Source organism: Agrobacterium leguminum (assembly GCF_005144435.2).
Lineage (GTDB): Bacteria > Pseudomonadota > Alphaproteobacteria > Rhizobiales > Rhizobiaceae > Agrobacterium > Agrobacterium leguminum.
On sequence record NZ_CP120216.1, the window covers coordinates 488,410 to 512,289 of the forward strand.

General features: G+C 58.1%; 25 protein-coding genes. All 25 read right to left on the bottom strand.

Features of this window, described 5'->3' with window-relative positions:
* Positions 1 to 19 precede the first annotated feature (19 nt).
* The 25 genes from CFBP4996_RS28960 to CFBP4996_RS29080 all read right to left on the bottom strand — a co-directional run bounded on the left by CFBP4996_RS28960 (position 20) and on the right by CFBP4996_RS29080 (position 23,763).
* Entirely contained in the window at positions 20 to 778 is a 759-nt protein-coding gene (locus tag CFBP4996_RS28960; protein ID WP_080855347.1) for a sulfite exporter TauE/SafE family protein, read from the bottom strand.
* Positions 779 to 882: 104 nt separating this feature from the next.
* Positions 883 to 1,725 (bottom strand): transporter substrate-binding domain-containing protein, encoded by an 843-nt coding sequence (locus CFBP4996_RS28965; protein ID WP_080855348.1) that lies wholly within the window; start codon positions 1,723 to 1,725, stop codon positions 883 to 885.
* A gap of 161 nt (positions 1,726 to 1,886) precedes the next feature.
* Positions 1,887 to 2,627, bottom strand: coding sequence for an SDR family NAD(P)-dependent oxidoreductase (locus tag CFBP4996_RS28970; RefSeq protein WP_080855349.1), 741 nt, complete (start codon positions 2,625 to 2,627; stop codon positions 1,887 to 1,889).
* A gap of 45 nt (positions 2,628 to 2,672) precedes the next feature.
* A complete protein-coding gene (locus CFBP4996_RS28975) occupies positions 2,673 to 3,437 on the bottom strand; it encodes an amino acid ABC transporter ATP-binding protein (protein ID WP_080855350.1) in 765 nt (254 codons plus the stop codon).
* Between the two features lie 62 nt (positions 3,438 to 3,499).
* Positions 3,500 to 4,159, bottom strand: coding sequence for an amino acid ABC transporter permease (locus tag CFBP4996_RS28980; RefSeq protein WP_080855351.1), 660 nt, complete (start codon positions 4,157 to 4,159; stop codon positions 3,500 to 3,502).
* Between the two features lie 10 nt (positions 4,160 to 4,169).
* A complete protein-coding gene (locus CFBP4996_RS28985; RefSeq protein WP_080855352.1) occupies positions 4,170 to 4,835 on the bottom strand; it encodes an amino acid ABC transporter permease in 666 nt (221 codons plus the stop codon).
* A gap of 50 nt (positions 4,836 to 4,885) precedes the next feature.
* Entirely contained in the window at positions 4,886 to 5,551 is a 666-nt protein-coding gene (locus CFBP4996_RS28990) for an EthD domain-containing protein (RefSeq protein WP_137396188.1), read from the bottom strand.
* A 236-nt stretch (positions 5,552 to 5,787) separates the two neighbouring features.
* The gene (locus tag CFBP4996_RS28995; RefSeq protein WP_080855354.1) at positions 5,788 to 6,663 is read right to left on the bottom strand and encodes a DMT family transporter; all 876 of its coding nucleotides are present in this window, start codon (positions 6,661 to 6,663) and stop codon (positions 5,788 to 5,790) included.
* Between the two features lie 133 nt (positions 6,664 to 6,796).
* Complete coding sequence (locus tag CFBP4996_RS29000; RefSeq protein ID WP_080855355.1) at positions 6,797 to 7,606, bottom strand: SDR family NAD(P)-dependent oxidoreductase; 810 nt, start codon at positions 7,604 to 7,606, stop codon at positions 6,797 to 6,799.
* A gap of 239 nt (positions 7,607 to 7,845) precedes the next feature.
* Positions 7,846 to 8,814 carry a LysR family transcriptional regulator gene (locus CFBP4996_RS29005; protein WP_080855356.1) on the bottom strand — a complete coding sequence of 323 codons (969 nt, stop codon included), beginning with the start codon at positions 8,812 to 8,814 and terminating at the stop codon, positions 7,846 to 7,848.
* A gap of 6 nt (positions 8,815 to 8,820) precedes the next feature.
* Entirely contained in the window at positions 8,821 to 9,621 is an 801-nt protein-coding gene (locus CFBP4996_RS29010; RefSeq protein ID WP_080855357.1) for a dioxygenase, read from the bottom strand.
* 136 nt (positions 9,622 to 9,757) lie between these two features.
* The gene (locus tag CFBP4996_RS29015; RefSeq protein WP_080855429.1) at positions 9,758 to 10,738 is read right to left on the bottom strand and encodes an amidohydrolase family protein; all 981 of its coding nucleotides are present in this window, start codon (positions 10,736 to 10,738) and stop codon (positions 9,758 to 9,760) included.
* 571 nt (positions 10,739 to 11,309) lie between these two features.
* Positions 11,310 to 11,786, bottom strand: coding sequence for a VOC family protein (locus tag CFBP4996_RS29020; protein ID WP_121490375.1), 477 nt, complete (start codon positions 11,784 to 11,786; stop codon positions 11,310 to 11,312).
* 278 nt (positions 11,787 to 12,064) lie between these two features.
* Positions 12,065 to 13,003 carry a LysR family transcriptional regulator gene (locus CFBP4996_RS29025; protein WP_080855360.1) on the bottom strand — a complete coding sequence of 313 codons (939 nt, stop codon included), beginning with the start codon at positions 13,001 to 13,003 and terminating at the stop codon, positions 12,065 to 12,067.
* A 412-nt stretch (positions 13,004 to 13,415) separates the two neighbouring features.
* Positions 13,416 to 13,619 carry a hypothetical protein gene (locus tag CFBP4996_RS29030; protein ID WP_137396186.1) on the bottom strand — a complete coding sequence of 68 codons (204 nt, stop codon included), beginning with the start codon at positions 13,617 to 13,619 and terminating at the stop codon, positions 13,416 to 13,418.
* Positions 13,620 to 13,855: 236 nt separating this feature from the next.
* Positions 13,856 to 14,794 carry an alpha/beta fold hydrolase gene (locus CFBP4996_RS29035; RefSeq protein ID WP_121490376.1) on the bottom strand — a complete coding sequence of 313 codons (939 nt, stop codon included), beginning with the start codon at positions 14,792 to 14,794 and terminating at the stop codon, positions 13,856 to 13,858.
* A gap of 362 nt (positions 14,795 to 15,156) precedes the next feature.
* Positions 15,157 to 16,137 (bottom strand): Gfo/Idh/MocA family protein, encoded by a 981-nt coding sequence (locus CFBP4996_RS29040; RefSeq protein ID WP_080855362.1) that lies wholly within the window; start codon positions 16,135 to 16,137, stop codon positions 15,157 to 15,159.
* A gap of 87 nt (positions 16,138 to 16,224) precedes the next feature.
* Complete coding sequence (locus CFBP4996_RS29045) at positions 16,225 to 16,692, bottom strand: heme-degrading domain-containing protein (RefSeq protein WP_080855363.1); 468 nt, start codon at positions 16,690 to 16,692, stop codon at positions 16,225 to 16,227.
* A 71-nt stretch (positions 16,693 to 16,763) separates the two neighbouring features.
* Entirely contained in the window at positions 16,764 to 17,663 is a 900-nt protein-coding gene (locus tag CFBP4996_RS29050) for a TolB family protein (RefSeq protein WP_080855364.1), read from the bottom strand.
* Positions 17,660 to 18,661: a Gfo/Idh/MocA family protein gene (locus CFBP4996_RS29055; RefSeq protein WP_080855365.1), complete on the bottom strand. Its 1,002-nt coding sequence runs from the start codon at positions 18,659 to 18,661 to the stop codon at positions 17,660 to 17,662. Before CFBP4996_RS29055 ends, CFBP4996_RS29050 begins: the two co-directional genes overlap by 4 nt.
* A gap of 3 nt (positions 18,662 to 18,664) precedes the next feature.
* Positions 18,665 to 19,519 carry a 3-keto-disaccharide hydrolase gene (locus CFBP4996_RS29060; RefSeq protein WP_080855431.1) on the bottom strand — a complete coding sequence of 285 codons (855 nt, stop codon included), beginning with the start codon at positions 19,517 to 19,519 and terminating at the stop codon, positions 18,665 to 18,667.
* 44 nt (positions 19,520 to 19,563) lie between these two features.
* Entirely contained in the window at positions 19,564 to 20,661 is a 1,098-nt protein-coding gene (locus CFBP4996_RS29065; RefSeq protein ID WP_424243869.1) for an ABC transporter ATP-binding protein, read from the bottom strand.
* A 16-nt stretch (positions 20,662 to 20,677) separates the two neighbouring features.
* The gene (locus CFBP4996_RS29070) at positions 20,678 to 21,562 is read right to left on the bottom strand and encodes a carbohydrate ABC transporter permease (RefSeq protein WP_080855367.1); all 885 of its coding nucleotides are present in this window, start codon (positions 21,560 to 21,562) and stop codon (positions 20,678 to 20,680) included.
* Positions 21,559 to 22,458: a carbohydrate ABC transporter permease gene (locus tag CFBP4996_RS29075; RefSeq protein ID WP_080855368.1), complete on the bottom strand. Its 900-nt coding sequence runs from the start codon at positions 22,456 to 22,458 to the stop codon at positions 21,559 to 21,561. Before CFBP4996_RS29075 ends, CFBP4996_RS29070 begins: the two co-directional genes overlap by 4 nt.
* A gap of 81 nt (positions 22,459 to 22,539) precedes the next feature.
* Positions 22,540 to 23,763: an ABC transporter substrate-binding protein gene (locus tag CFBP4996_RS29080; RefSeq protein ID WP_080855369.1), complete on the bottom strand. Its 1,224-nt coding sequence runs from the start codon at positions 23,761 to 23,763 to the stop codon at positions 22,540 to 22,542.
* Between the last annotated feature and the right edge of the window lie 117 nt (positions 23,764 to 23,880).

A 23,880-nucleotide genomic window follows, 5' to 3' on the forward strand; every position in this document is an offset into this window, starting at 1 on the left:
GATCAGAGATAACGATCCATCAAGCGATCAGGCTGGCTACGTAGTCGAAGACGAGTTTGAGAGAGAGTACCAACAGTGAGACTTCGATCGTCCTGAAGAAGAACTTGTCAGGCATGACCTGCGTCATCTTCTTCCCAACAACAGTCCCGATCAGTGCCGCTGGCGCAAGCATTAGGAAGAGCCATCGATCGAACGGTGGAAATCTTCCCAGCTCCCAATAAGGAAAAATCTTCGCGGCATTGACGACCGCAAAAAGGATGGTCGACGTACCGGCGAAAGTCATCTTTGGTAGCCGCTGCGGTAGGACATACATCTGGAATGCGGGCCCGCCCGAATGAGATACGAAACTCGTGAGCCCCGCCATGCCGCCCCAAAAGACTCCCGCACCGCTACTGGCCTGGCGAACTGTCTGTCGATAGCGCGCTCCGAACCAGGCATTTAGGCAGAACAGAATCCCGATGATTCCAACTACCATTCCAAGGAATGCGCTTGAAAGCTGAGCGCTGAAGATCCACCCAACCACGACGCCGCCGAGCGCGGCAGGCGTCAGTATCATCAAGTTCGGAAGCGAGTATTCCCTGCGATAGAGGTAAAGCCCGACCATGTCGCTGACCACAAAGATCGGAAGGAGCAATGCGGCTCCTGTCAGCGGAGGCATCACAAGGGCTAGAAGGGGAACGGCAAGCGTGCCGACGCTGGGAAGTCCGCCTTTTGAAAGACCGACAAGGAAAGCGGCTATCAGCGAGACCGGAACGAGAAGATGGAACGGCTGCGCCACAGGCACATCTCCGAAAGCTGCTGTACGGGCGGGGTAGGATCGCACGAAAGTAACAGGCGGCGGATCGCCTTAGTGACTTATCCGCCGCCATGTTCGTAATTGGATCAGTTGGCCTCTTCGACCGTGAAGGGCACGCCTTCCACGCTCGTCGCGAGCTCGCCCATGTCAACGCCCGACCACTTCTTGTAGATCGCGGCGAGGGTGCCGTCGGCATATGCCTTGTCGATAAAGGCGTTGATGGACTCGTTCAGTGCCTTTTCGCCGTGGCGCATACCGGCACCGATCCAGAGCGTCGCGACGACGAATTTGCGCTCGGCCGATCCGGGCCGCACCTTGTTCATCGCGTCGATGAGCGGGCTGCTGCCGCCGGCTGCTTCGATCTGGCCGGACAAGAAAGCCTGAGCCGTCGAAGATTCGTCGTCGAACCGACGGATTGTAACGCTCTTGGGCGCCTGCGCAGAGATCAGCGTGTCCATCGTGGAACCCTTGGAAAACCCGATCGACTTGATCGAGGCAAGGTCAGGCATTTCTTTGCCCGGGGGGCCGATTACGACGTTGAAGTTCGGCTCATAAGGCTTCGAGTATTGGACAGCCTTTGCGCGCTCCTTGGTCATTGTGAGCGCACCGAAGATGACGTCCACCTTGCCGGTCTTCAGAGCCGCGATACGGCTGTCGTTCGTTGTCGGAATGAATTCGATTTCCACGCCAAGCGACTTCGCATAGGCCTCGGCGACATCGATGTCGCTGCCCTTGAACTTGCCGGCAGAATCCATGACGGCGAAGAACGGAGAGGCAGCCTGCGTGGCGACGATAATCTTGCCACGCCTCTTGATGTCTTCCAGCGTGTCGGCGTTTGCTACGCTGACAAGTCCGCACATAACCGCCGTTCCAGCGATCATGCAGGCGGTCAGCATTGAACGCATGTCGGTGAAATTGAGGTAACCCATCTACTCCTCCTAGATTGTTCCCAATGGCAGTGATACTGCCTTCTTCTTCGTTGTGGGCCTGTAAATCCCCCACCTCGACAATTGCATTCTATTCTTCTTATTTGCCGAAAAAAGATGCGATTGTCGGAAACAGTCTCCCGCATTCGGCAAAAATCACGACGTCAGTAGGTCGCGCGCCCGCCCGAGACGTCGAACGTAAAACCGGTGGTAAAGCTGCAGCGCTCGCTCGCCACCCATAGTGTCGTCGCCGCGATCTCATCGACGTGGACGAACCGATTCATCGGAATCTTTGCTCTGCCTGCAGCTATGTGCTCGGCGGTCATTTCGGCGAAAAGCTCCGTCTCCGTGATCGCGGGTGCCACGGCGTTGACGAGAATGTTCTCTCCCGCGAGTTCTCGGGCCACTGATTTCGTCAGGGCGATCACTCCAGCCTTCGCCGAGGCATAGGCAGCAATCCCGGGATTGCCGTCCTTGCCGGCCATTGAAGCGATATTGATGATTCTGCCATAGCCGTTCGCCTTCATCGTGGGGATAGCCGCTTTCGTGCAGTAGAACACCCCGGTGAGATCCACGCGCAGGACCCGGTCCCACTCCTCGATATCGTACTCCGCTAGGGGCGCGACGCAGCCATTGATCCCCGCGTTGTTCACGAGGATGTCGAGACCACCAGTCCGAGAGACGACTTCGTGAACGCCGGCAACAACCGCGTTGTAATCGGTGATGTCCACGACCCGCTGCATGGCATTGGCCCCTCCAACGGCCGGTCTCCCGCCCGCGCTAAAGGATACGTCCCAGACCGTCACATCCGCCCCTTCCTCCAGGAAGGCCTTGGCGATGCCCGCACCGATTCCTCGCGCACCGCCAGTTACAATGACGGAGCGCCCTTTTATTCCCAGATCCATGGTCTTCTCCGACGGTAGTCTGCACGCCCCTTCGCGGGCTCGCGCTCAATGGTGAGCCAGAATTTCGCCGAGGAAAGCCTTTGCGCGCGGGTGCTCGGGGCTCCTAAAGAAGTCGTCCGGAGTTCCCTGCTCAAGAACGGTCCCCTCCGCCATGAAGACCACGCGATCAGCAACCTGTCTTGCGAAGCCCATTTCGTGCGTGACGCAGATCATCGTCATGCCGTCACGCGCCAGGCCGATCATAGTATCCAGCACCTCCTTGACCATTTCGGGGTCGAGGGCGCTCGTCGGCTCGTCGAAAAGCATGATCTTCGGCTCCATGCAGAGAGCCCGCGCAATCGCCACGCGCTGCTGCTGCCCACCGGAGAGCTGCGCAGGAAACTTGTTTGCTTGTTCAAGGATTCGGACGCGCTCAAGAAAGCGCCTCGCTGTACCCTCGGCTTCCGCCTTTTTCACGCCCCTCACCCGCATCGGGGCAAGAGTGCAGTTCTGCAGGACCGTCATATGCGGAAACAGGTTGAAGCTCTGAAAAACCATTCCGACTTCCCGCCGGACGGCGTCCACCGCCTTCGAGCTGTCGTCCAGGCCGATCCCTTCGACTGAAAGAGTGCCCTTCTGAAAAGTCTCGAGGTGGTTGATGCAGCGGATGAGCGTCGACTTACCCGACCCGGAAGGTCCACAGATGACGATCTTCTCGCCCTTACCAACCGTAAGGTTCACGTCCTTCAGCGCGTGGAAGCTGCCATACCATTTGTTGAGATTCGAGATCTCGATGAGCTTCTCGGCAGTAGGGTTTGCTACATTCTGCACGTCTGTTCCTCCAAACTAAATCTTGCCGCGGTCGCACCGATCGGACCGCTGGCATTTTCCAATCAACGCGCCGTACCGACCGCGAGGCGCCGTTCGAGTCGCCGCCCTGCGAACGAAAGAGGCCAGCAGACTACGAAGAACATCGCCCCGACCACGCCGAACACCAGCAGGGGCTGGAAGGTCTGGTTGGACACAATTTGTCCAGCGCGAGCGAGCTCGATGAAGCCAACGATCGCAGCGAGCGAAGTTCCCTTCAGAAGCTGTACGGAGAACCCGATCGTCGCGGGGAGCGAGATCTTGAACGCCTGCGGAAGGATCACATCCTTCATCCGCGAGAAATAGTGGATTCCGAGAGCCTGGGCCGCTTCCGTCTGGCCCTTCGGGAGTGCCGAGATCGACCCACGCCAGATGTCGCCAAGGAATGCGCTCGCATGAGCGGTATAGGCGAGAGTGACTGCCAGCCACGGCTGGATGTTCAGGTTAAGCAGCGCGACGCCGTAGTACACGACGAACAATTGCATCAGCAGCGGCGTGCCTTGGAAGACTGCGATGTAACCTGAAGTGAAAACTCTCAGAGGCTTGGATTCGGAGGTCCGAGCAAGAGCGACCAACAGACCGATCACCCCGCCTCCGACGAAACTGATCGCCGTAAGAAGTATCGTCCATTTCAGACCCTGAAGAAGGAAGAGGAATTCCTGATATCCGAATGTTGTAGCTTCCATGATGATCGCCTCACTTGGTTGGATAGCTGAACGCCTGCCGGCTGATCACGACGAACAGCGACATCAGGAGCCACGAGATGAGCAGGTAAAGCATCGTGATCGTCAGATAGATTTCGAACGACCGAAAGGTATCGGAGTCGATCGCCTGACCCACGGATGTGAGTTCATACGCAGAAATCGACGAACAGACAGCGGACGTCAGCGTGAGGAGAATGAACTGGCTGGTTAGAGCGGGATAGATCGCGCGGACGGCCGGCTTCAGGATGATGAAGCGAAAAATTTGCCTGCGGTTCAAGCCTAGCGCGAGGCCGGCCTCCGACTGCCCCTGCGGGATCGACTCAACGCCCCCGCGGATGATCTCGATTGCATAGGCACCGCCGTTGATGCCGAGGGCGATGACTGCCGTCATCGTGGGCGACATCACCAGCCCGAAGTACGGAAGCGCGAAGAAAAGGAAGAAGATCTGCACGAGGAATGGCGTGTTGCGGATCACCTCGACAAATGTCGAAACGACAGCGTGTGCGATCATGTTGTGTGACTGGCGTAACCCGACGCCCCCAAGGCCGATGACGAGTGCGAGAGCCATGCCAGCGCAAGCCAGTCCAAGGGTTGCAAGGCAACCCACGAGCAGCTCGGGCCAGCGTTCAAGCACCACCGCAAAATCAAGTATGTACATTTTCCATCAACTCCTCCTCGCGAGTCCCGTTTCCCTATCAGGACGCCGACTTAGTAGAACTTCCGTGGGTGCGAAATCACGGAAAAAGCATTGCCGCGGTTGAGAGCGACCGGCCATTCCTTTTCTATACGCGAGAAGAGACTTGCGGCGGCCTCATCAGTATCGAGCCAGTACTCGACGACAACGTCGAAGTGCGGTGTCGGCCCTCGGCTCTCGATCGTATGATAATGGGTGCAAGATGCGGCCGAGCTACCATGCTTTCGAAGGAAAGCATCCTGCCACTTGGCCAAGGAAACTTTCCCCTGCTCCATACTGCCGCAATCTGCAAACGGAGCGAAAATCATGAGCTTTCGCGACTCCTTCGCCCCCTCTTTGTGGGGCACGACGTCGGTAAACAACGTTACTCCCTTTGCAGCGTCAAGAAAGTGCTCCTCGTCGGGTCTGACGACCGACATGTAGCGAGGATCCTGCTGGAAGCCTGATTGGATAACGGTCGGGTCTTTCTGCAGCATCTGAGGGCCGCCGTCGAAACGAAGGTTCGAAGTCTGCCTTCCCGGCAGCGCTTCAAAATGGTTCTGCGTATAGCTGTAGTTGTACTCGCGTAGACCAGCGCTGAGCAGCACTTCGACGTGCTTCGTGCTCCAATATTCAGAGAACTGTTCGTGCGTCAGATCACTTCTCCGCCTGAGAAGCACAAACCGTACAACGTCTTCCATTTCGATCCTCTGAACTTTCGTGCGGATTTCCTTGCCGCCGATGCGCTTACATGATGGGGGGACTCCTCGCGTTCGATCCCGCCGCTTCAAGCGCGAGAATGAAGCTGCCCGCTCCTCCCCGAAGAACAGCTTCGATACGAATAATACATGCACGAAATGGAGCTTCAACCGCACATAAGGGAATAACTTTTGCGCATACTGCAAATATCGAAGTGGCGTAGGATTGGAAAAAATCCTTATCGCGATCTGGATGCCGCACTGGAACGCTCGCGAAACGCTGTAAAAAGGCCAGCTGCAATCACGATCGCGGCGCCTGCGATCATGGACAGCGTGATTTGCTCATCGAAGAACGTGGCCCCCACGAGCAGGGCGGAGACCACCTGCAGGTACATGATCGGCTGGACCTCTGCCGCATTCAGCTTCTCGTAAGCGCGGATCAGACAGTAGTGGCCGGAGGTGCTCGTGCAGCATAACACCAGCATCAAGATGGCGTCCGTGCCCGAAAAGCTAGCCCAGTAAAACGGCCCCCAAAATGACATAACGATCGCTCCACCGACACCCGTGTAGAGAAAGCTGGTAGCCGAGTTATCGGTCCGGTTAGCCATGCGCGTCGCTATAACATACAGCGACAGCATGACGGTCGCCACCAAGGGCGGCATCGTACGGAGTCCGATATCCGTCTCGAATGGCCCAATAATCAGCAAAACGCCGCACAGCCCGGCACCTACGGCGAGCCAGCGCCTCCAGCCGACCTTTTCCCCGAGTATCGGGACCGAGAGAGCCGTCACCAGGATTGGACCTGCGGCGAACACGGACTGGGTGTAGGCGAGGCCTGCGATATCGAAGGAGTGTATCGCGATGACAATCTGAAGCGCTAAGAGTCCGCCGCGGAGTGCTTGCAGCCAAGGCCTTGTCGACACGGCCGCACGTGCAAGGCCTCCTCTGGTTCGAGCGACCAGCAGAAGCGCAAACACTGCGAAGGCCCAGAACCGCAGCATCGTGATGAAAGCCGGCGGATAGATTGCGACGAGGTGCTTCGAAATGCCGTCCTGTACCGCGAAGATCAGGCACGCGAGAACAGCGAAGAGATAACCTGATGAGCGGGGAATCATGAATTGCTCTACAAATGGCGAAGAACTCGCCGCTGCAGGTCGCGCCGGCGCTCGATTGGAATCCATGGGGCTGGAACGTCAGCATCAACGGCAGCGCCGCCACGGAACTTTGCCGCGGCGGCGCTTGATTCAGTCAGCCGCCGGAACGCTGGATGAAGCCGCCGTCGACCACGAGTTCGGTACCCGTGATGTACTGGGACTCGTCAGAGGCCAAGAACAGAGCCGCATTGGCAATATCCCAAGCCGTGCCGTACTTTCCGAGAGGAATGGTCGCCTCACGCCGTGCTCGGAGCGCTGCCATATCTACCTTAAACGTCTCGCCATAGCTTGCCGCCGTCGCGTTGTTCAACGGTGTGTCAATTACGCCCGGATGGATGCAGTTGGCGCGAATACCCGATCCAGCGAACTGCATAGCAATCGTACGGGTGAAAGAGGGTACGGCAGCCTTTGTTGTCGCGTATGCAAGCATCGGAGCACCGGTCCAGCGGAGCGCCGCCATCGATCCGACATTGATGATCACACCGCGCTTCTGCTGCTCCATGACCGGGATGACGTACTTGCATCCGAGGAACATCGACTTCAGATTTACGCTGACGATGCGGTCCCAGTCTTCCTCGGAGGTATCAAGTGCGCCACCCGTCTTCACGATGCCAATATTGTTGTGCAGCAAGTCGATCGTGCCGAAGGACTTGACTGCGAAATCCACCATCACCTGGACGTCCGACGAGTTGCTCATGTCCGCCGCGAAAGCGACGCACTCTCCGCCTTCGTCGATGATCATCTTGCGAGTCTCTTCCGCAGAGGCCTCGTTGAGATCGACGGCGACGACCTTGGCACCTTCGCGAGCATAGGTGATCGACGATGCTCGTCCGTTGCTCATGCCGGAGGCGATCGATCCCGCCCCTGCTACGACCGCAACTCTTCCTTCCAAACGCTTCGACATGTTCTTCCCTGGTTTGATTAGCTGGCCGGAGATCGGCCACGAAAATAGAGTGAGATCCCCGTGGGGGACCGGCGAGACCAGGAGGCTATAGGATTACTTTGTGCGAACCTCCGTCTTCGGCCGGGCCACTCCTCTGACTCCGGCGAAGATGACTGAGGTTACATTTTAAGCGGCTCGCGGCGTAATCGAAATCCTGCACAAGGGTCATGCACGAAATCGATCGGCGAAGCACCGATGGTTTATGGATTGTTCTTTTGCCGAGCCATTACGTCTGAGCCGATCGACGCCAAGAGGCTCCTCAGCCACTGATGGGCTAGGCTTTCGTGCATCCGTCGGCTCCATATCAGCCGGAAGTCCACGGGCGGGATATCGAGCGGCGGCTCGCATACGACAAAGTCCCCTACAGTCTCGAACAGGTCCGCCGCTCCCTTCGAAATCACAGCTATCATGTCAGAGCGAGCCAGAGCGAGAAGTGCGGAAAACGCATTTGGCACGCGGAAGGCGATGCGGCGATGCAGACCAAGGTCAGCTAGAGCCTCGTCTACGACGTCCGAGGTCGTGCCGCTCATACTTATAAAGATGTGCGCCGCCGAGATGAAGCCATCCAACGTGAGAGGGGCGCTTGCGAGCGGATGATCCGGTCGCATGATACAGACGAAGCGATCGCTCAAAAGCGATCTCGTCATGTAGCGCTCCGGCAGAGCTCGAAAGGCGCCGAAGGCCAGGTCTGCCCGGCCACTGTCGATCTCGTTGTAGATCGAGTCCTCGGATCCGGAGCGTATGATCATGTCGATGCCCGGCGCTTCCTTCCTCACTCTGTCCACTAGGGGTGTCAGGACGCCGAGGGTCTCGTACGTCTCCACAGCGACCGTGAATTCCTGGGTGGCCGTAAGCGGGTCGAAACGATCAGGCGTGAGCGTTGCCTCGATATCTTGCAGAGCAAGACGCAACGGGCCGGCCAACTCCAGAGCGCGCGGCGTCGGCTCCATCCCGGTGATGGTTCTAACGAACAGTTCATCTTGAAGGATGGCCCGCAGGCGCCCAAGCGCGTGGCTGGTTGCCGACTGGCTGAGGCCAATGCGAAGACTGGCCTTTCGCACGCTCCTTTCGGAAATGAGTGCATCGAAGATGACGAGCAGGTTTAGGTCGACTTTGCGAAGAGACATGTGCTTCCGGTCGCAGTTGGTCCTTCCATCTTCGATAACCACGCGCTTTCACGCGCGATGATCAGACCGAAGCACGATTGTCACTAGGCCACTCTCGAGCCGCCAATCCTTGCTATCAGGTGTTGCCGACATTGGATTTTCCCTCGAGCTGTCTCCACCATTATTCCCTGCTCTTGCCGGTAGCAAGGGCGACCCATCCACAACGACGTCGACCTGCTGAAAGCCAGGCGCATTTACTTCTATGGTAACGCGAGAAACAGCGAAGGATTCGAGCCCGAGTGCTGATAGCAGCCGTCCACCATTTCCTTGGTCAGCAACGGAGAATGCTAGTGGCGGGACGCGCCAGAAATCGAACCGGCCTTCAGGATTCGTCCGAAGCCGCACGCGGGCGACCTCGGCATACTCCCGAAGGTCATATTCGGGTTCGCTCGTGATCACATCGACGGTAGCTCCAGAAACTGCCGCTCCGTTCTCTGTCTCAACTCTTCCCCGGAATAGAAGCGGCTCACCAGGCTGTCCTATGGAAAGGTTCGCTCCCAGCGGCAAGGTGGGCACACTTGGACGGGCGGTTCGGGCACCATCCTCGGCCCCATCCATGGATCTTATGAGCGCGGAAATACCGAACAGGCTTTCGAGCAGCCCTGCGACTTCGTCGGCATCTGACGCTCCAAGGGAAAGCAGAAGGCTCCTCGCGTCGTCCCACTCATCGGCCGTCAGCTCTACGTCTCGGATGAAATTGTGGAGATGCTGTACGAGGCTGAGCAGCACCAACCGCATCCGAGGATCCGGCGTCAACTTCAACCCACGGGAGACGGCTTCGGTGATATCGACTTCTGTGAACTCAGGCATCTCTGATCAGAAGCTCTCGGGAGGAAATAGGGCTCATTTGAATTATACGATCAAGCAGTGATGCAGATGCTCCGACGCCGCAACAGACGACGTCGGAGCGTGCCTCATGCGAGACGCTATCGCATAAGGCACTTTTCTAGATATCGAGCTTAAACAGCTTGATAGCATTCTCGCGACCGATCTTGACGCGGTCACCTTCGGCGATCGAAGTCACGTCAAACCACTCAGCCGCGTGGTTCACGTTCTCGAACGGCCAGTCCGTCGAGAACAGGATGCGGTCTGAGCCGATTTCGAGCAACGCATCGATCAAGGTCTGGGTGCGGAAGTTCCCCGAGGTGGTCAGGTAGAAGTTCTCACGGAAGTACTCGCCGAGGCGACGCTTTGCAGGATAGCGCGGCGGGGTCTGCACCCAGGCATTGCGGTAGTCGCAGCGCCAAATGCTATAAGGAAGACCTTCGCCCAGGTGCCCGAGGATGATCTTGAGGCGCGGGAAGTCATCGAAGACGCCGGATGCCATCAGACGCAGGGCGTGGACCGCCGTCTCCTGTGCAAACGCCCACGTCGGGCCAAGCAGCCACGGGTGACCCTCATAGATCTGCGCGTGTTCGGGAAGCGGATTCCGAGGATGAAGATAGAAGGGAACGTCGAGGTCCTGCACCGTGCTCCAAAAGGAACGATACTGCGGGAGGTCGTAATATAGGGTCGTACCAGCCGTCTCGTTTTGAGAAAAGCCGTTTACAAGGGCCCCTTTGAAGCCAAGCTCCTTGACGGAACGCTCAAGCTCACGGCTTGCGTCGTCGGTGTCCTGAAGGGGAAGAGCCGCAAGTCCCTGGAAACGGTCCGGCCGGCGGGCCACCTGCTCTGCTAGATAATCATTCGAGCGCTTCGCAATCTCGAGCGCACGCTTGCGATCCGGGATCGCCTGCACCGCCGGGGCGTTGAGGGAGAGGATCATCATCTCCATCCCATTTTCGTCCATCTCGCGGACACGTCGTTCCTGGATGTCGAGAAGGCGGGCCTTCAACTCGACCCAATAGTTCTCCGGCACGAATCCCGCAGAATCCATGACCGTTTCCTCGATAGCAAAATGTTCTTCGAGGCCGATTTTTCCGAGCATGTGTTCCTCCATTCAAACTGATTTTGAGGAGCTGGTTACCGACATCAGTGACGCCGTGGAGTCCAGTTCCTCCCATCGAGAACCTGTCAGGCAGGGCTCATAAAGGCCAACTCATATGCTGCAGCATCGAAATGCACGACATCGAATGAACATGAAGGACAGCCTCCACCCCTACTTCGGCCAACTGGCGGGCATCGGCCGACATCGGTAGAAACTTCCTTGACACCAACTTCGATTACGAACGAGCATTCATCCATCCACGGGCGAAGCCGCCGACACTCACCGGGAGGAGATGCATATGTTCAAGAACCTTGACGTCGAGGAACTGAGCGTCGAAAGGACGATATCTTCTCCAAGCTCATCGAGCGGAAGTGGGCGTTCGATGCGGTAGGGGTTCTGCCGACGCATGACAAAGCCTTTTGTCTCCACATATGGCAACTCGAGGAGTTCGAGGCTGCCAACACGGTTCATGAGTGTCAGACGGGACCGCTTGCTGCGGCAGATTAGCGACCATGCAAAAGCCGGCCTGCGAGTTCCACAGGCCGGCTCGTATTGGTCCTGCAACGATCGATCAGCTAACGCGCGGGCCGATGTACTCGATCGTCATGCCGTTCTTGTCACGGGTGTAGACGCAGAAGTTGCCGACGTTCGGACCTGCGCTCACGGGAAGCGGCTCATGAACTTCCTTGAAGCCGTACTTGTTTGCGATACTCAGCGCTTTATCGATGTCGGTGACGTCGAAGGCCAGGTGCGTAAAGCCAGTATCGCACGGACGGATCTGATCCGTACGCTTGCGATTGTCCGGGCTCAGGTAGTTAATGATCTCGAGACGATGGTTGGGCGCCTGCACATAGGCGATGATAACATCTGCCCCTGGCACGCCGACGACGGTCTCCATGTTCTTCGGATCGCGAGGCCCCTTCGCGAGCAACGGGAAGCCGAGGCCGTCAGTAAAAAGGCCCATTACGCGATCGAAGTCGTCGTCGCTGATCGTATAGCTCGTGTGGTTGAAACCCTTGACGAGGGAATTTCCTTCCGCTGCAGACATTGATTTTTCACTCCCAATTAGAGGCTTAGCCTGTGGATCCCAACGGGCAGGCAATTCGGCTTCGGAGCTTGTCCGAGCGCCCTGGTTGCGGCTCATCGGCTACGTCAACCCGTAAATCTATCACGGGGACAAAGCCCAATGCTCCGTAGCACTGGTTTAAGAGACGCCAGCCTTCGGAAAAAGACATAAGGCAGGGAAACACTTTCCCGTCTTACGCAAAGATTTCGAGGACGAGCCTCAGTCTTTCCTAAAATTGGCAACAAGGGGAGCGATAGAAGTCATGCCGCAGGATAATCGCCGTCAGACCGGGTCCATTCGGACTCGTAGTCTCGTTCCTTGAAGTGCTTCACCAGAAACTCAATGAAGAGTCGCGTCCGAGCCGGCAGATGCGCTCTGGTCGGGAAGGCGATGTTCATCGTCAGTCTCGGCAGGTCCCAGTCGTCGAGTACCCTCACCAATTGGCCGGAACGAAGATACTCATCGATAATATAGGTGGGCTGGGCCAATATCCCCATTCCGTCAAGCGCAGCCTTCACAAGCACTTGACCGTCATTCGCACTGATCAGTCCCTTGACCTCAATTGCGGCACTGTCTTCTCCGCGATTGAAGGACAGAGTGTTCCAATTATCAGCAAGATTATAGAGTAGCATGTCGTGCTGCGAGAGTTCTTCGGGGTGTAATGGGGCACCCCGGCGAGCCAAATAGGCTGGCGATGCTGCAAGGAGTCGGCGGGTCTCGGCCAGGCGCCTGATTGTAATTGATGAATCGGCCTCCACACGGCGCGTCCGGATCGCAACGTCTACCCCGCTTTCGATGATATCGTAGTACCTGTTAGAAGCGAGCACCTCGAACTTCACATCTGGATAGATCTTCGAAAATGCGCTTATAGCCGGGTTCAGATGGAGTATGCAAAACGAGAGCGACGCGCTTACGCGAAGGAGCCCGGTTGGATTTACGGCGACGTCGCTTACGCTTTGCTCCGCCTCCTTCATGCCTAGGATGAAGTCCCGACTTTGACCGAAGAATCGTTCCCCTTCGACGGTGAGGTTGAGCCGACGGGTGGTTCTCTGAACCAATCGGACATTCAGCCTCTCTTCGAGAGCGAGGAGATGACGGCTCGTCGATGACACCGACATTCCGAGGGCATCGGCTGCCTTACTGAGGCTGCCGAACTCCGCCACGTGATTGAAGACTTCAAGTTCGGTCCACTTATCCACCGTGATCTCATTTTTGCTGTTTTCGAGAATTTGGAGATATTTATGTGCGAATTATTGCGGATAGCAAGCTGCATTTGTTTTTGTATCGCTTTGGACGTAGCGTTGTGTGGAGAAAACGCACTCCCTTCCTAGAGAAGTCAGGCCTGCAGCGAGAGAAGAAAGCTTCGACCTCACACAGATGATGACGGGAGCAACGTCGGAGCTGTCAAAGGCCGTTCGGCGTTCCCATGCAGCGATTTCAGTGGAGCTTGACCTGAGTCGGTCAAGGCATCGCTCATCGCAGTCGGGGAGCAGGCGTCTGACACTTGGTAAGCGCATTCATCTGCGCTGTTGACCCACGCGGTGGTCGTTTACGCCAAGTCTAGCACAGACAGGCGGTCGACAGATACCGGGTGGGGCGACGAAGGTTTATTCAAGAATGCAGAAGGCCGCGCACGAAAGTGTCGTCCGGATGCGCGACAAGGTGATCGCCCGCTTCAAGACCCGGAACGGTTGGCATGACGAGCAGGTGATCCTTATGCAAATACCGACAGATCTCGCATTCATACACGTCCATCGAAGGAGGAAGAATGAACCATTGCTCGTGGAGCAAATGCTCGATCCCGTGGATAGCCAAGGACGAGTATCCACACGCAACGAGCATCGAGGTGCTTGCGAAGTTGAATACGGTGAATAAGTGCTACGGTCACGGCAGGCAACGCGTCCGACGTCAACGACGGCTCCGCAGCCCTCGTCAATAAGAGGCGCTGGTGCGAACCAGCGCCTCTTCGTTATGCATTTCACAGCGGCCTAATCTAGCACGTACGCTCACCAGCACCGCAGTGCCATGGCTCTCCGTTCAGACGAAGCCATTCAAGAACGCTGCAAGAATGGTTCCATCGCCTCCCAGACCGCCGGAAAGTTCACGAGGAACACCGGATGCGGTGCATTGGGAATAATGCTGAGCTGGCTGTTCGGAATCATCTGATAAGCCGCGATAATGGTCGCCAGCGGAGCATTCATGTCGCGTTCCCCGGCCATTACGAGTACCGGGCACTTGATGCTGGCAAACAGTTCCTTGCTTGCGACCATGGTGTTGTAGAAAATCTCCAGGCTCTTCCAGTACTCGCCCAAGCGCTTCGGTTCCGGCATCAGAGCTTGTTGCTGCTCCCAATATGGCGGGTCCAGCTTGAAGGCTTCATCCGTGTTCAGAACCACCTTGCGAAGGCCGGGAACCTGCTCACCCGCACCGATCGCCACGAGCTTGACTACGCGATCAGGGAACATGCTGGCGACCTTGTATCCGGTGTAGGCGCCGTCGCTGAAACCCAGCAAGGTAAACTTATCTGAAGTCACTTGATTTACCACGGCCATGACGTCGTTGGCGCGCTGCTCGTACGTGACGGGCTTCGAACCGATTTCGGACTTACCATGACCACGAGTCGAAATCGCGATAATCTCGTAGTCCTTCGCGAGCCTGTTTATGAACTCGTGCATCTCGAACATCGAGCCGAAGACGCCTCCGTGGAGGATGACTAACGGAGAGCCTTTCCCATAGACTTCGTAGTAGATCTTGGCGTCACCGGCATCAGCGTAGTGACCAGCCGCCTTGTTGTCTCCATAACGGGGTTCATCTGCAGTCTCGGCCCCATCCTGCATGAAGTGTCTCAGAGGCTTGTCCCTTTGTGCATAGACCATATTCGCATCCATCACGATACCAACGACAGCCAATACGGCAAGCACACGAGTCACCAGCAAAAATAGGCTGCTCCATTCCATCAACCTGCACTTATTCAAACTTGAAGTACCCATACCGCGTCCTCCTCTGGCGGGTTGCAACAGTACCCCTCCTTCAACATTACGATCAGCAACTCAATCTGCGCGTCCCCCCTGCGCCCTCTCAGCAAAACAACCGTTCCTCCAGAATACAGTTCCATCCGAAGACTATGGCCGTAGGAGGCAGGAACACAGAGACCTTACTCCAAAAGGCTCGAGACCTATCCTCAACGTTGGCCGCCGATCACAAGACTATCAGGCTTCAGAAAGCGCGCCCTTAACGCGGCGAAGAATGCTGTGACCACAAAGAGGAGAAAGGGCCGATGATGCCGCTCCGATCAATTTCCGGTGACTCCCACCGCGAAATCCGCACGGTCTCACGCAAAGCAGCGCTATTTTCAGCGCTCACCAGGGTATCGCAGTCCAATCTGCAAGCGCAGGGCGTCCAACGTGGCCATGATTTCGACAGACTGCGAAGGCGGCATGATCTCGCTTTCGAGCACCTGGCTGGTGATCAGGCGCTCAGCCTCTTCAGCCTGAAACTGCATCCCGCGAGCTGCAACCGAACCGTCGAAGGTTTCAAGAACGTTGTCGTCATTGTCGTATAGGCGGAAGGTGGTTGGCGCATACCAGACGCGGTCAATCTCGATCCGCCCTTTCGTTCCAACCACGCTCGCCCGATTTGACCCCCTGCTGTCGCTGGAAGACAACGTCGTTGCAATCGCGCCCGATTGATAGCGAAAGACCGTCGCGACCTGCGCATCTGCCCCAGTGTCGCGGAATGTCGCTTCCGCCTTTATGGAGGCAGGCTTGCCCAGAATGTCCCAAGCGAAGGAGATAGGATAGATGCCCAGGTCCAGCAAAGCGCCACCACCCAGTTCCAACGCGTTTAACCGGTGCGTCGGATCGTCGGGAAGCTTCTGGCGATGATCGGCGGTGATGGAGCGGACCTCGCCGATAGCGCCGGTGGCGATGATCTCACGGATACGGCGCATGTGCGGAAGGAAACGTGTCCACATCGCCTCCAGGACAACCAGACCTTTGGCGCGAGCAAGGTTCACGATTTCAGAGGCCTGCTCGGCGTTGAGAGTGAAGGGCTTCTCGACAAGAATGTGCTTCCCGGCGTTAAGCGCGAGTTTCGCGGCGGAGACATGCTGAGGATGCGGTGTGGCAATGTAGACGATATCGACATTGGGATCGGACACCAGCCCTTCATAGCTCCCATGCGCGGTTGCGATACCAAAGGCCTTTGCGAAACGATCGGCACTTTCCTGCGCGCGGGAGCCGACCGCTGCTACCGCATGACCGGTCTGTATCAGGTCCTTGGTAAACAACTCGGCAATCCAACCCGTCGCCAAAATTCCCCATTTTACCATCATGACCAGATACTCCTTTTTGAGTCGTTTGAATTCCGTGCTGCTTCTTGCATCAAAGATTGAGAATTTCCGCGCGTCGACCGAAGCCGCTCAATGATCCAGCCCTAGCAACTCCCGCAGCGCATTGGTCACAAGCAGATGATCCTCGACATCGGGAAGTCCGCTGACACCCACGGTCCCGATCAGCGTGCCGCCCTTGAGCATCAGCGGGAACCCGCCGCCACTGGCTACGAAATCGGTTTCCGGCAGCCGGAAACGGCGATTGAAATCATATCCTCCTTGCTCGGCTTCCAATCGCATCGCGAGCGAGCTGCGATGAAATCGATGAGCGACGGCGCGTTTTCGGGCCGCCCAGTCCGTATTGTCGGGAGTCGCGCCAGGCATCAGCAGGGCGAACACCACGTCGGTTCCGTGAGCAACGGTGATTGCCGCCGGCAGCGAGCGGGCGGCCGCCTGCGCCTGCATGATGCAACCAAGCTTCCAGGCGAAATCATAATCGAACGTCAAAAGCTGCAGGTCGTTCAGCTCTTCGGCAAGCGTATCGAGCGTGTGGTTCATCGTGGGTGTCTTCCAGCTTGTTGTTCGAGAAGGTCGGGCCATGCTGCCAACATGCACGGCCCGACATGAGTTCAATCCATCGGATAGGCCACGAAAGCAAATCGGCGGCTGTCGGGCGACCAGCTGTTGACGTTGATCGTTCCTTGGCCCCCGAATATCCGCGCCACCGTGGTGGCGGCGGACCAATCGCCATCACGCACCAGTTTCAGCTCGACCCAGAGGTCGGCCGGATGTCCCTTGGTTCCAGGTGGATAGGCGAGATAGGCTGCAAGCTCACAATCAGGCGACAAGTGCGGGAACCAGTCGACAGTCGGTGCGTGGGTCAGCCTTTCGATCTCAGATCCATCAGGCCTCATGCGCGCGATCTGAGCATGACCCGAAAAAGCTTCGGTGTTGCAATAGATCCAGGCACCGTCGGGGCTATATTCCGGCCCATCAGCGGGTGCCCCGCCCGAGGTGATCTGACGAAATCCGCGTCCATCCGACCCGACAGTGCAGATCTCGGCCGACAGGAAGGTGAAGCTGTCGTCGGTAGCCCGCGCCTGGACGCCGACAAAGGCAAGTTGCCGCCCGTCAGGCGAAACGCCATGCAGGAAGTGCAAGAGTCCGTCAGGGCCTTCCTTGCCGGAGATCTGAACGGCCTTCCCACCCGAAAGCGATGCACGGTATAGCTGCCAGTTGTCGTAGGTCGAAACGAAGATATGCGCCCCGTCCGGGTCCAGCACATGGTCGTTATTCAACGGCGGTACCCCCTGCAGGTCGATCACCTTTAGGCGAGGTTCGTCAAGCGGCAGGCGCCAGAGCAGCCCTTTCCCGTTCAGGATCAACGCATCGTCCTGAAGCGTCCAGTTCGGCGCCTCCAGCAGGAGGTCCGTCGTCTCCAGGATCATGCGGTTTTCGCCGGTGATCGTGTCATGAATCCAAACTTGGCAGCGCTGGCCTCCAGCCAGTTCGCGGGGTGGAATCTTCACGGCAGGAGCCCTCCTCTGATCTGGATCACTGCTTGATCCAACAAGCGCATCACTCCCAGCGTCAAATCATGCGACACCAGAGTACTTTCACCCCGACCCGCCCGCAGGCAGCGTCCGGCCTCCTCGATTTCCCAGCGGTAGCGTTCCCTGTTGGAAGGCTCGCTGATCTCCTCCAACTCGCGGCCCCGGGCGCTGATCAGTGCCTGCCCTGGATTGAAGAGATTGTCGGTGACCGCAAGCCAGCCCTCGTCCCCGATCAGCTGGAAACCTGACGAACCGCTGCCTTTCGCGCCCAGCACGAAGCCCCCCGACATCGTGGCATAACCATCATCGTTCTTCAGCTGTATCATCGAACCGCTGTCAACGCCGCGCTCGGTGAGCAGGGCAGATGCGGCGACTTGCGCTCCCGTCATGAGGTTTGGAGCAAGTCCGGCGAGGATGTTCATCGGATAGACCATGCATTCCAATGTAAAGCTGCCACCCAGATCCGGATCCTCGATGCGATGCCCCCTGGTCGCGCCCATTGGTCCGATCGAGGCCGCAAAGGCACGCGGCACCCCGATGTCCCCTGCCGCGATGACACCTGCCAGCCTGCGAAACAGCGGGTTGCAGAGCGTCCACATGGCGTCCATCACGAAGAGGCCGCGCGTCCGGGCGAGCTGGATGATATCGGCTGCCTGCAATGCGTTCATCGCAAAGGGTTTTTCGACGAGCACCGGCTTGCCCCCTTCCAGCATCAGCCGGGCATGGGCATGATGATGGCTGTGCGGCGTCGCGATATAGACGATGTCGACCCGTGGATCAGCTGCGAGCGCGGCGTAATCAGCATAGGCCGTCGCGATGCCGTGGCGCTCGGCAAAAGCTTTGGCCCTTCCGAGATCGCGGGAAGCAACCGCGACGCAGCGCGCACCGGTGGTGCGGGCGAGATCTTCGGCAAACAGTTGGGCAATCCAGCCTGGGCCGATGATGCCCCAGCCGATGTCGGCGGTCTCTGGCATTGCTCAAAGCTCCTTGATGCGGATATTGCGCCAGCGGCAAGCGGCGGTGCGGCCCCAGCGTCCCTCGCCCAGCCTCTTGTCGTTGTCATGAACCTCGAAAGCGATATGTCCCTTGGGCCCAAGGAAATCGGCAACCGCATCGGCGTCGTAGTTCGGAAACTTGATCGTGGCGAGGTCGATGGAGGCAATCAGCAATCCATTGATCCACACTGAGGCCCTCGGCTTGCCCCCCACGATCCGAACGCGAAAGGCGTTCCAGTCGCCGAATTTCCAGGTCGAGAGAAAATCTTCGACGGAGCAGGACTCGGTCAGCAAATCACGCTTGGCCCGGGTGAAGGGCTCGATTGAGGTTTTCGGGTCGTCCTGGCAGAGGCCGATGGGTTTTCCAACGTCGTCGAGCACCACATCGAGCGCGAAGGGCACGGCGTGAAAGCCGCCGATACCATTGCCATAAAAGCCACCGATCGAGCCGGATTGCCGGTGGTCAAGCAGGACCTGGAGGCCGTGGAAGGTGTGAGGCTTCTTGCGCAGCATGATCCCGGTGTCGGCGGGCCAGTCAGGCTTGGCCTCGAAGATCAGTTCGAAGTCGCCATAGGTCTTCTCTGAGACAAGATAGCCGCCCCAGCCGCTGCCGGGACTGTCCTGCCGGCCGACAATCGCGCCATCCTCGACCGTCCAGACTGCTGGATGCAGGGCAGCCTGCTCGTTGTAGTCGGCCGGGAAGGCATCCGGATGAGCGTCCTGCACAGTCGGGCCGCCCGGCCACATCTGGCCATAGGTACGCGGCGTCGCGAACCAGCCGTTCAGCGTGCTGCCATCGAAAATTGGGACGAAACCATTCTCATCCGCATCAGTCATCGGCATTATCCTTTCGGGTGGAGGGTGAAGTGAACCGCGGGTGCTTAGAGCCGCTGCCCGCTTTGTGCGTCGAAGAGCGAAACCAGAGCTGGATCAATTTCAAAAGTGATGCGGGAAGCCTCATCGAAACCCCGCAGCGAGTCGACCCTGATCGAGAGCGCCTCGTCACCGAGGCGTCCCCAAAGGAGGGTCTCAGCGCCCATCGGCTCGACCGACAGGATCGGGCTGGTGATCTGAGACAGAGCTTGCCCGTTCGGCCGAGTACCGACATGTTCCGGGCGCAGTCCAAGGGTTGCTTTGCCAGGCCTTGGCGTTGAGGAGAAATCATAGCCAATTAAGGGCAATTCGAAGCCGCGCCCGGTGAAACGCGCTTCGGCTCCGTGCACATCGATCTCACCCTCGAAGAAGTTCATACCGGGCGATCCGATGAATCCCGCGACAAAGCGGTTTTCCGGCCGGCGATAGATGTCTTTCGGGGTACCGAACTGCCGGATCACTCCGCCTTCCATCACAGCAATTCGGTCCGCCAGCGTCAGGGCTTCGATCTGGTCATGGGTGACGAAGATCATAGTGGCGCCGAGCTGTTTATGGAGCCGCTTCAACTCGCCGCGCAGTTCGGTGCGCAGCTTGGCGTCAAGGTTGGACAAGGGTTCGTCGAAGAGGAAAACGCCGGCTTGGCGCACCAGAGCCCGCCCGATCGCCACCCTCTGCCGCTGCCCGCCGGACAGTTGCCGGGGTTTGCGATCGAGAAGGTTCGTCAGTTGAAGGATTTCGGCCGCCTCCCTGACACGTTCCTCGATGACAGACTTTTCAGCGCCTGCCATGCGCAGGCCGAACGAAAGATTTCCCCGCACCGTCATTTGCGGATAGAGCGCATAGGACTGGAAGACCATCCCGATGTCGCGGTCCTTGGGTTCGTGCCATGTTACGTTTTCGTCACCGATCCAGATCTGCCCGCCGCTCACTTCCCTCAATCCGGCAATGACGCTGAGCAGCGTTGACTTGCCGCAGCCGGACGCACCGAGAAGAACTACGAATTCGCCTGGCGCTATCTCGAAATCCAGCTCGCGGATCACGTGCAAGGCGCCGTAAGAGACGCGCACCTTTCGGACCGAAACCCCTTTGGCCTCGCCCTTTTCCATGCTCTTTTTCATGGGCTTATCCTTTCAAAGCGCCATCTGAGATGCCGCGGACGAACCAGCGGCCGGAGGCGAAATAAACGATGAGGGGAACAGCGGCCGAGAGCATCGTGGCCGCCATGTTCACATTGTATTCTTTCTCGCCATACTGACTGGTGACGATCGAGGTCAGCAGCACCGTCATCGGCTGGTTCTCGCGGCCGGCGAAAATCAACCCGAAGAGGTAATCGTTCCACGAGCCGGTGAATTGCAGGATCACGGCGACGATGACGATCGGCGTGGAAATCGGCAGGAGCACATAGGTGAAGATCGACCAGAACCCACCGCCATCGACCCGCGCCGCACTGAACATTTCTTCCGGCACTGCGGCGTAGAAGTTACGGAAGAGAAGTGTCATGATCGGCAGCGTGAAGCCTGTATGGATAAGGATAATGCCTTGCAGCGTTCCGAAGAGCCCGGCGGCCGTCATCATGCGGACCAGCGGGAAAATGAAGACGTGGATCGGGACGAAGGTGCTCACCAGGAGCAGCGTGAATACCAGATTGGCTCCGCGAAACCGCCAGAACGATAGCGCATAACCGTTCACCGCGCCGAGGATCACCGGAAAGAGCGTTCCGGGGATGGCGATCTTGAAGGAGTTGAGCATGCCGGGCCGGATGCCCTCGCAGACCCTTCCGGTGCAGGCGCCCGACCATGCCTTGGCCCAAGCCGCGAAAGTGGGATCTCTCGGTAAGGCAAAGAGGTTGCCGGTACGGATCTCGTCCATCGGCTTCAGCGATGTGACAATCATCACATAGACCGGCAGAAGAAAGACGATGACGGAGACGCTGAGGAAGAAATAGATCGCAAGGCGCTCGGGCGAAAGGCGACGAGGCTTTCGACCTTCGGGAATGACGCTGTTCATGCATGAGGTCCTTCTTCCGAGCGCTTCTGATGGAGACGAACGATCAGCCATGGCAGGCCGACCAGAAGCGAGGTCGCCAGAAGCATCATGGTCGCAGCGGCCGTCGCCTGTCCGAGGTTCGAGCGCTGAAACAACATGTCCATCACGTATTTCGCAGGCACTTCCGTGGAGATACCGGGCCCGCCGCCCGTCATGACGACGACAAGATCGTAAATCTTGATCGCCGTCAGCGACAGGAGCACGGCTGCGGTTGCGATCATCGGGCGGATCATCGCGGGGATGACGTAGACATAGACACGCCATTTGGATACGCCGTCGATGCGCGTGGCGTTCCAGATGTCCTGATCCACGCCGCGCAACCCGGCCAACATGATGACCATGCCAAGACCCGTGGCCTGCCAGATCCCCGCGCCGACAAGCGCATAGATTGCGGTCTGCTCGCGGGTCAGCCAGTCGAAGCGGAAGCCTGAAAACCCCCATTGCCGCACAGCCGCCTGTATCCCGTGGGTCGGGTCGAAGAGCCACTGCCAGACGATCCCGGTCACCACGAAGCTCAGCGAGGCTGACATCAGAAAGATCGTCCGGAACCCGTCTTCAAAACGGATACCCTGGTCGAGCAGTACGGCAAGCACGTAGCCGAGCAGCAGGCAGCCCCCGATAAAGAGAATCCCGAAGACGGCAACATTGACGATGGCAACCTGCCAGAGATCCGAAGCGAAGAGACGCGAGTATTGGGCAAGGCCGGCAAAATCGTTGCTGGGCAAGAGTTTGGACGTGGTAAACGACGTCCAGATCGTCCACATGAGGCCGAAGCAAAGCACGACGACGACAAAGAAGATTGTCGGCGTCATGGCAATCACGGCCGGTAATTTCCGTAGCGAAACAGGAAGAGCCATGGTGTGCTCCATCAGATCCAATGAGCTGTGAAAGAGATTGGCCGGCCGAGACCAAGCATGCGGCCCCGAACCGGTCTCGCACTAGTTCGTAGAGTGGAACGTCTCAAGCATCGCATTCACCAGGCTCTCCGGCGTCGCTCCTTCGTTACTCCAATATTGGGTGATCGCATTCTGCATCCCCTGCCGGCGATCGGCCGAGAGGATGTAGGAATTGGCGGGAACGCGCTTGGCCGGATTTTGAAGCACGGCCATCGCTTTCCGGGTGCATTCGTCCATCTGACTGACATCGGCGTCGAGAATGCTCGGCATCGAGCCCTTCGCCTTGTTGAACGCCACCTGAGTGGCTTGATCGAGCATCACGGACGCCAGCAGGAGCTGGCCCGGACGCTGCGCGTCGAGCTTCGGGAAGATGAAGGCGTCGCCTGACAGGATCACCGCATCATTCTGTGGGCCGAGCATACACCCGTAATCGACACCTGGCTTCTTCCCCGCCGCCGAGAACTCGCCCTTGACCCAATCACCCATCACCATCATGGCCGCTTGACCGGTGGCAACCATATTGGCGGCAACATTCCACTGGCGGCCTGGGCTGCCTTCATCGTCATAGGCGCGCAGGCGGCCGAATATCTCGGCGGCTTTCTTGAACCCGTCGGACTCGATCGCCGCCTCGAAATCCGCGGTCTGCATCCCGAGATACGCTTCGGGTGCAACGCCGACCAGGATCTTGTTGAAAAGGATATTCAGTTGCCAGGCTTGTCCGCCGACGGCAAAGGGAATGATTCCGGCTGCCTTGATCTTGTCCAACTCCGCAAAAAGCTCGTCGTAGGTCTTCGGTTCCTGGAGATCCAACTTCTGGAAAACCGGCTTGGAGTACCATAGCCAAACCTCCGACTGCGCATTGATCGGCACGGCATAGACATGACCGTCGCGAGTGATCGCATTCCAGACAAAGTCGGGAAGTCGCGCCTGCCACTTCTGATCCGCGGCCACTTGATCGACGTCTGACAGAAGCCCGGCCTTATAAAGCTCATCAAGATCGGTGCCGGTGTTGAACTTCGCCGCGCCCATGGGATTGCCGGCGACGATTCGCGTGATCGCCGGAGCGAGGGAATCGCCGGGGACAGCACTGTCGATCCATTTGCCGCCTTTCGCCTCAAAGGCGGCCGCGATAGCGTTGAGTGCGGCCGACTCTCCGCCTGACACCCAGTTGCTATAAACCTCGACGCTCAAATCCTCCGCACGCGCGGCTGTCGTAAGCAGCAAGACGGTCAGACCGTAAGCGGCGGCTTTCCTGATATGAAGCATCCCTAATCCTCCTCCCGGATTTCGAATCCTCCCGGCGCGCCGGATCTGCGGCGGCCAGCGCCTTCACGGCGAACCCTGGCCCGTCCCCTCCTCCAAGGGTCGCCTCCAAGGCGATAA

Excerpts from the sequence above, each read along its gene's own strand:
- CFBP4996_RS29045 (WP_080855363.1), bottom strand. The coding sequence starts at position 16,692 with ATGAACCACACGCTCGATACGCTTGCCGAAGAGCTGAACGACCTGCAG.
- CFBP4996_RS29070 (WP_080855367.1), bottom strand. The coding sequence starts at position 21,562 with ATGAACAGCGTCATTCCCGAAGGTCGAAAGCCTCGTCGCCTTTCGCCC.
- CFBP4996_RS28990 (WP_137396188.1), bottom strand. The coding sequence starts at position 5,551 with ATGGAAGACGTTGTACGGTTTGTGCTTCTCAGGCGGAGAAGTGATCTG.
- CFBP4996_RS29080 (WP_080855369.1), bottom strand. The coding sequence starts at position 23,763 with ATGCTTCATATCAGGAAAGCCGCCGCTTACGGTCTGACCGTCTTGCTG.
- CFBP4996_RS29060 (WP_080855431.1), bottom strand. The coding sequence starts at position 19,519 with ATGACTGATGCGGATGAGAATGGTTTCGTCCCAATTTTCGATGGCAGC.
- CFBP4996_RS29065 (WP_424243869.1), bottom strand. The coding sequence starts at position 20,661 with ATGGAAAAGGGCGAGGCCAAAGGGGTTTCGGTCCGAAAGGTGCGCGTC.
- CFBP4996_RS28995 (WP_080855354.1), bottom strand. The coding sequence starts at position 6,663 with ATGATTCCCCGCTCATCAGGTTATCTCTTCGCTGTTCTCGCGTGCCTG.
- CFBP4996_RS29035 (WP_121490376.1), bottom strand. The coding sequence starts at position 14,794 with ATGGGTACTTCAAGTTTGAATAAGTGCAGGTTGATGGAATGGAGCAGC.
- CFBP4996_RS29010 (WP_080855357.1), bottom strand. The coding sequence starts at position 9,621 with ATGCCTGAGTTCACAGAAGTCGATATCACCGAAGCCGTCTCCCGTGGG.
- CFBP4996_RS29000 (WP_080855355.1), bottom strand. The coding sequence starts at position 7,606 with ATGTCGAAGCGTTTGGAAGGAAGAGTTGCGGTCGTAGCAGGGGCGGGA.
- CFBP4996_RS28980 (WP_080855351.1), bottom strand. The coding sequence starts at position 4,159 with ATGGAAGCTACAACATTCGGATATCAGGAATTCCTCTTCCTTCTTCAG.
- CFBP4996_RS28985 (WP_080855352.1), bottom strand. The coding sequence starts at position 4,835 with ATGTACATACTTGATTTTGCGGTGGTGCTTGAACGCTGGCCCGAGCTG.
- CFBP4996_RS29040 (WP_080855362.1), bottom strand. The coding sequence starts at position 16,137 with ATGATGGTAAAATGGGGAATTTTGGCGACGGGTTGGATTGCCGAGTTG.
- CFBP4996_RS29015 (WP_080855429.1), bottom strand. The coding sequence starts at position 10,738 with ATGCTCGGAAAAATCGGCCTCGAAGAACATTTTGCTATCGAGGAAACG.
- CFBP4996_RS28970 (WP_080855349.1), bottom strand. The coding sequence starts at position 2,627 with ATGGATCTGGGAATAAAAGGGCGCTCCGTCATTGTAACTGGCGGTGCG.
- CFBP4996_RS29055 (WP_080855365.1), bottom strand. The coding sequence starts at position 18,661 with ATGCCAGAGACCGCCGACATCGGCTGGGGCATCATCGGCCCAGGCTGG.
- CFBP4996_RS29075 (WP_080855368.1), bottom strand. The coding sequence starts at position 22,458 with ATGGCTCTTCCTGTTTCGCTACGGAAATTACCGGCCGTGATTGCCATG.
- CFBP4996_RS29020 (WP_121490375.1), bottom strand. The coding sequence starts at position 11,786 with ATGTCTGCAGCGGAAGGAAATTCCCTCGTCAAGGGTTTCAACCACACG.
- CFBP4996_RS28965 (WP_080855348.1), bottom strand. The coding sequence starts at position 1,725 with ATGGGTTACCTCAATTTCACCGACATGCGTTCAATGCTGACCGCCTGC.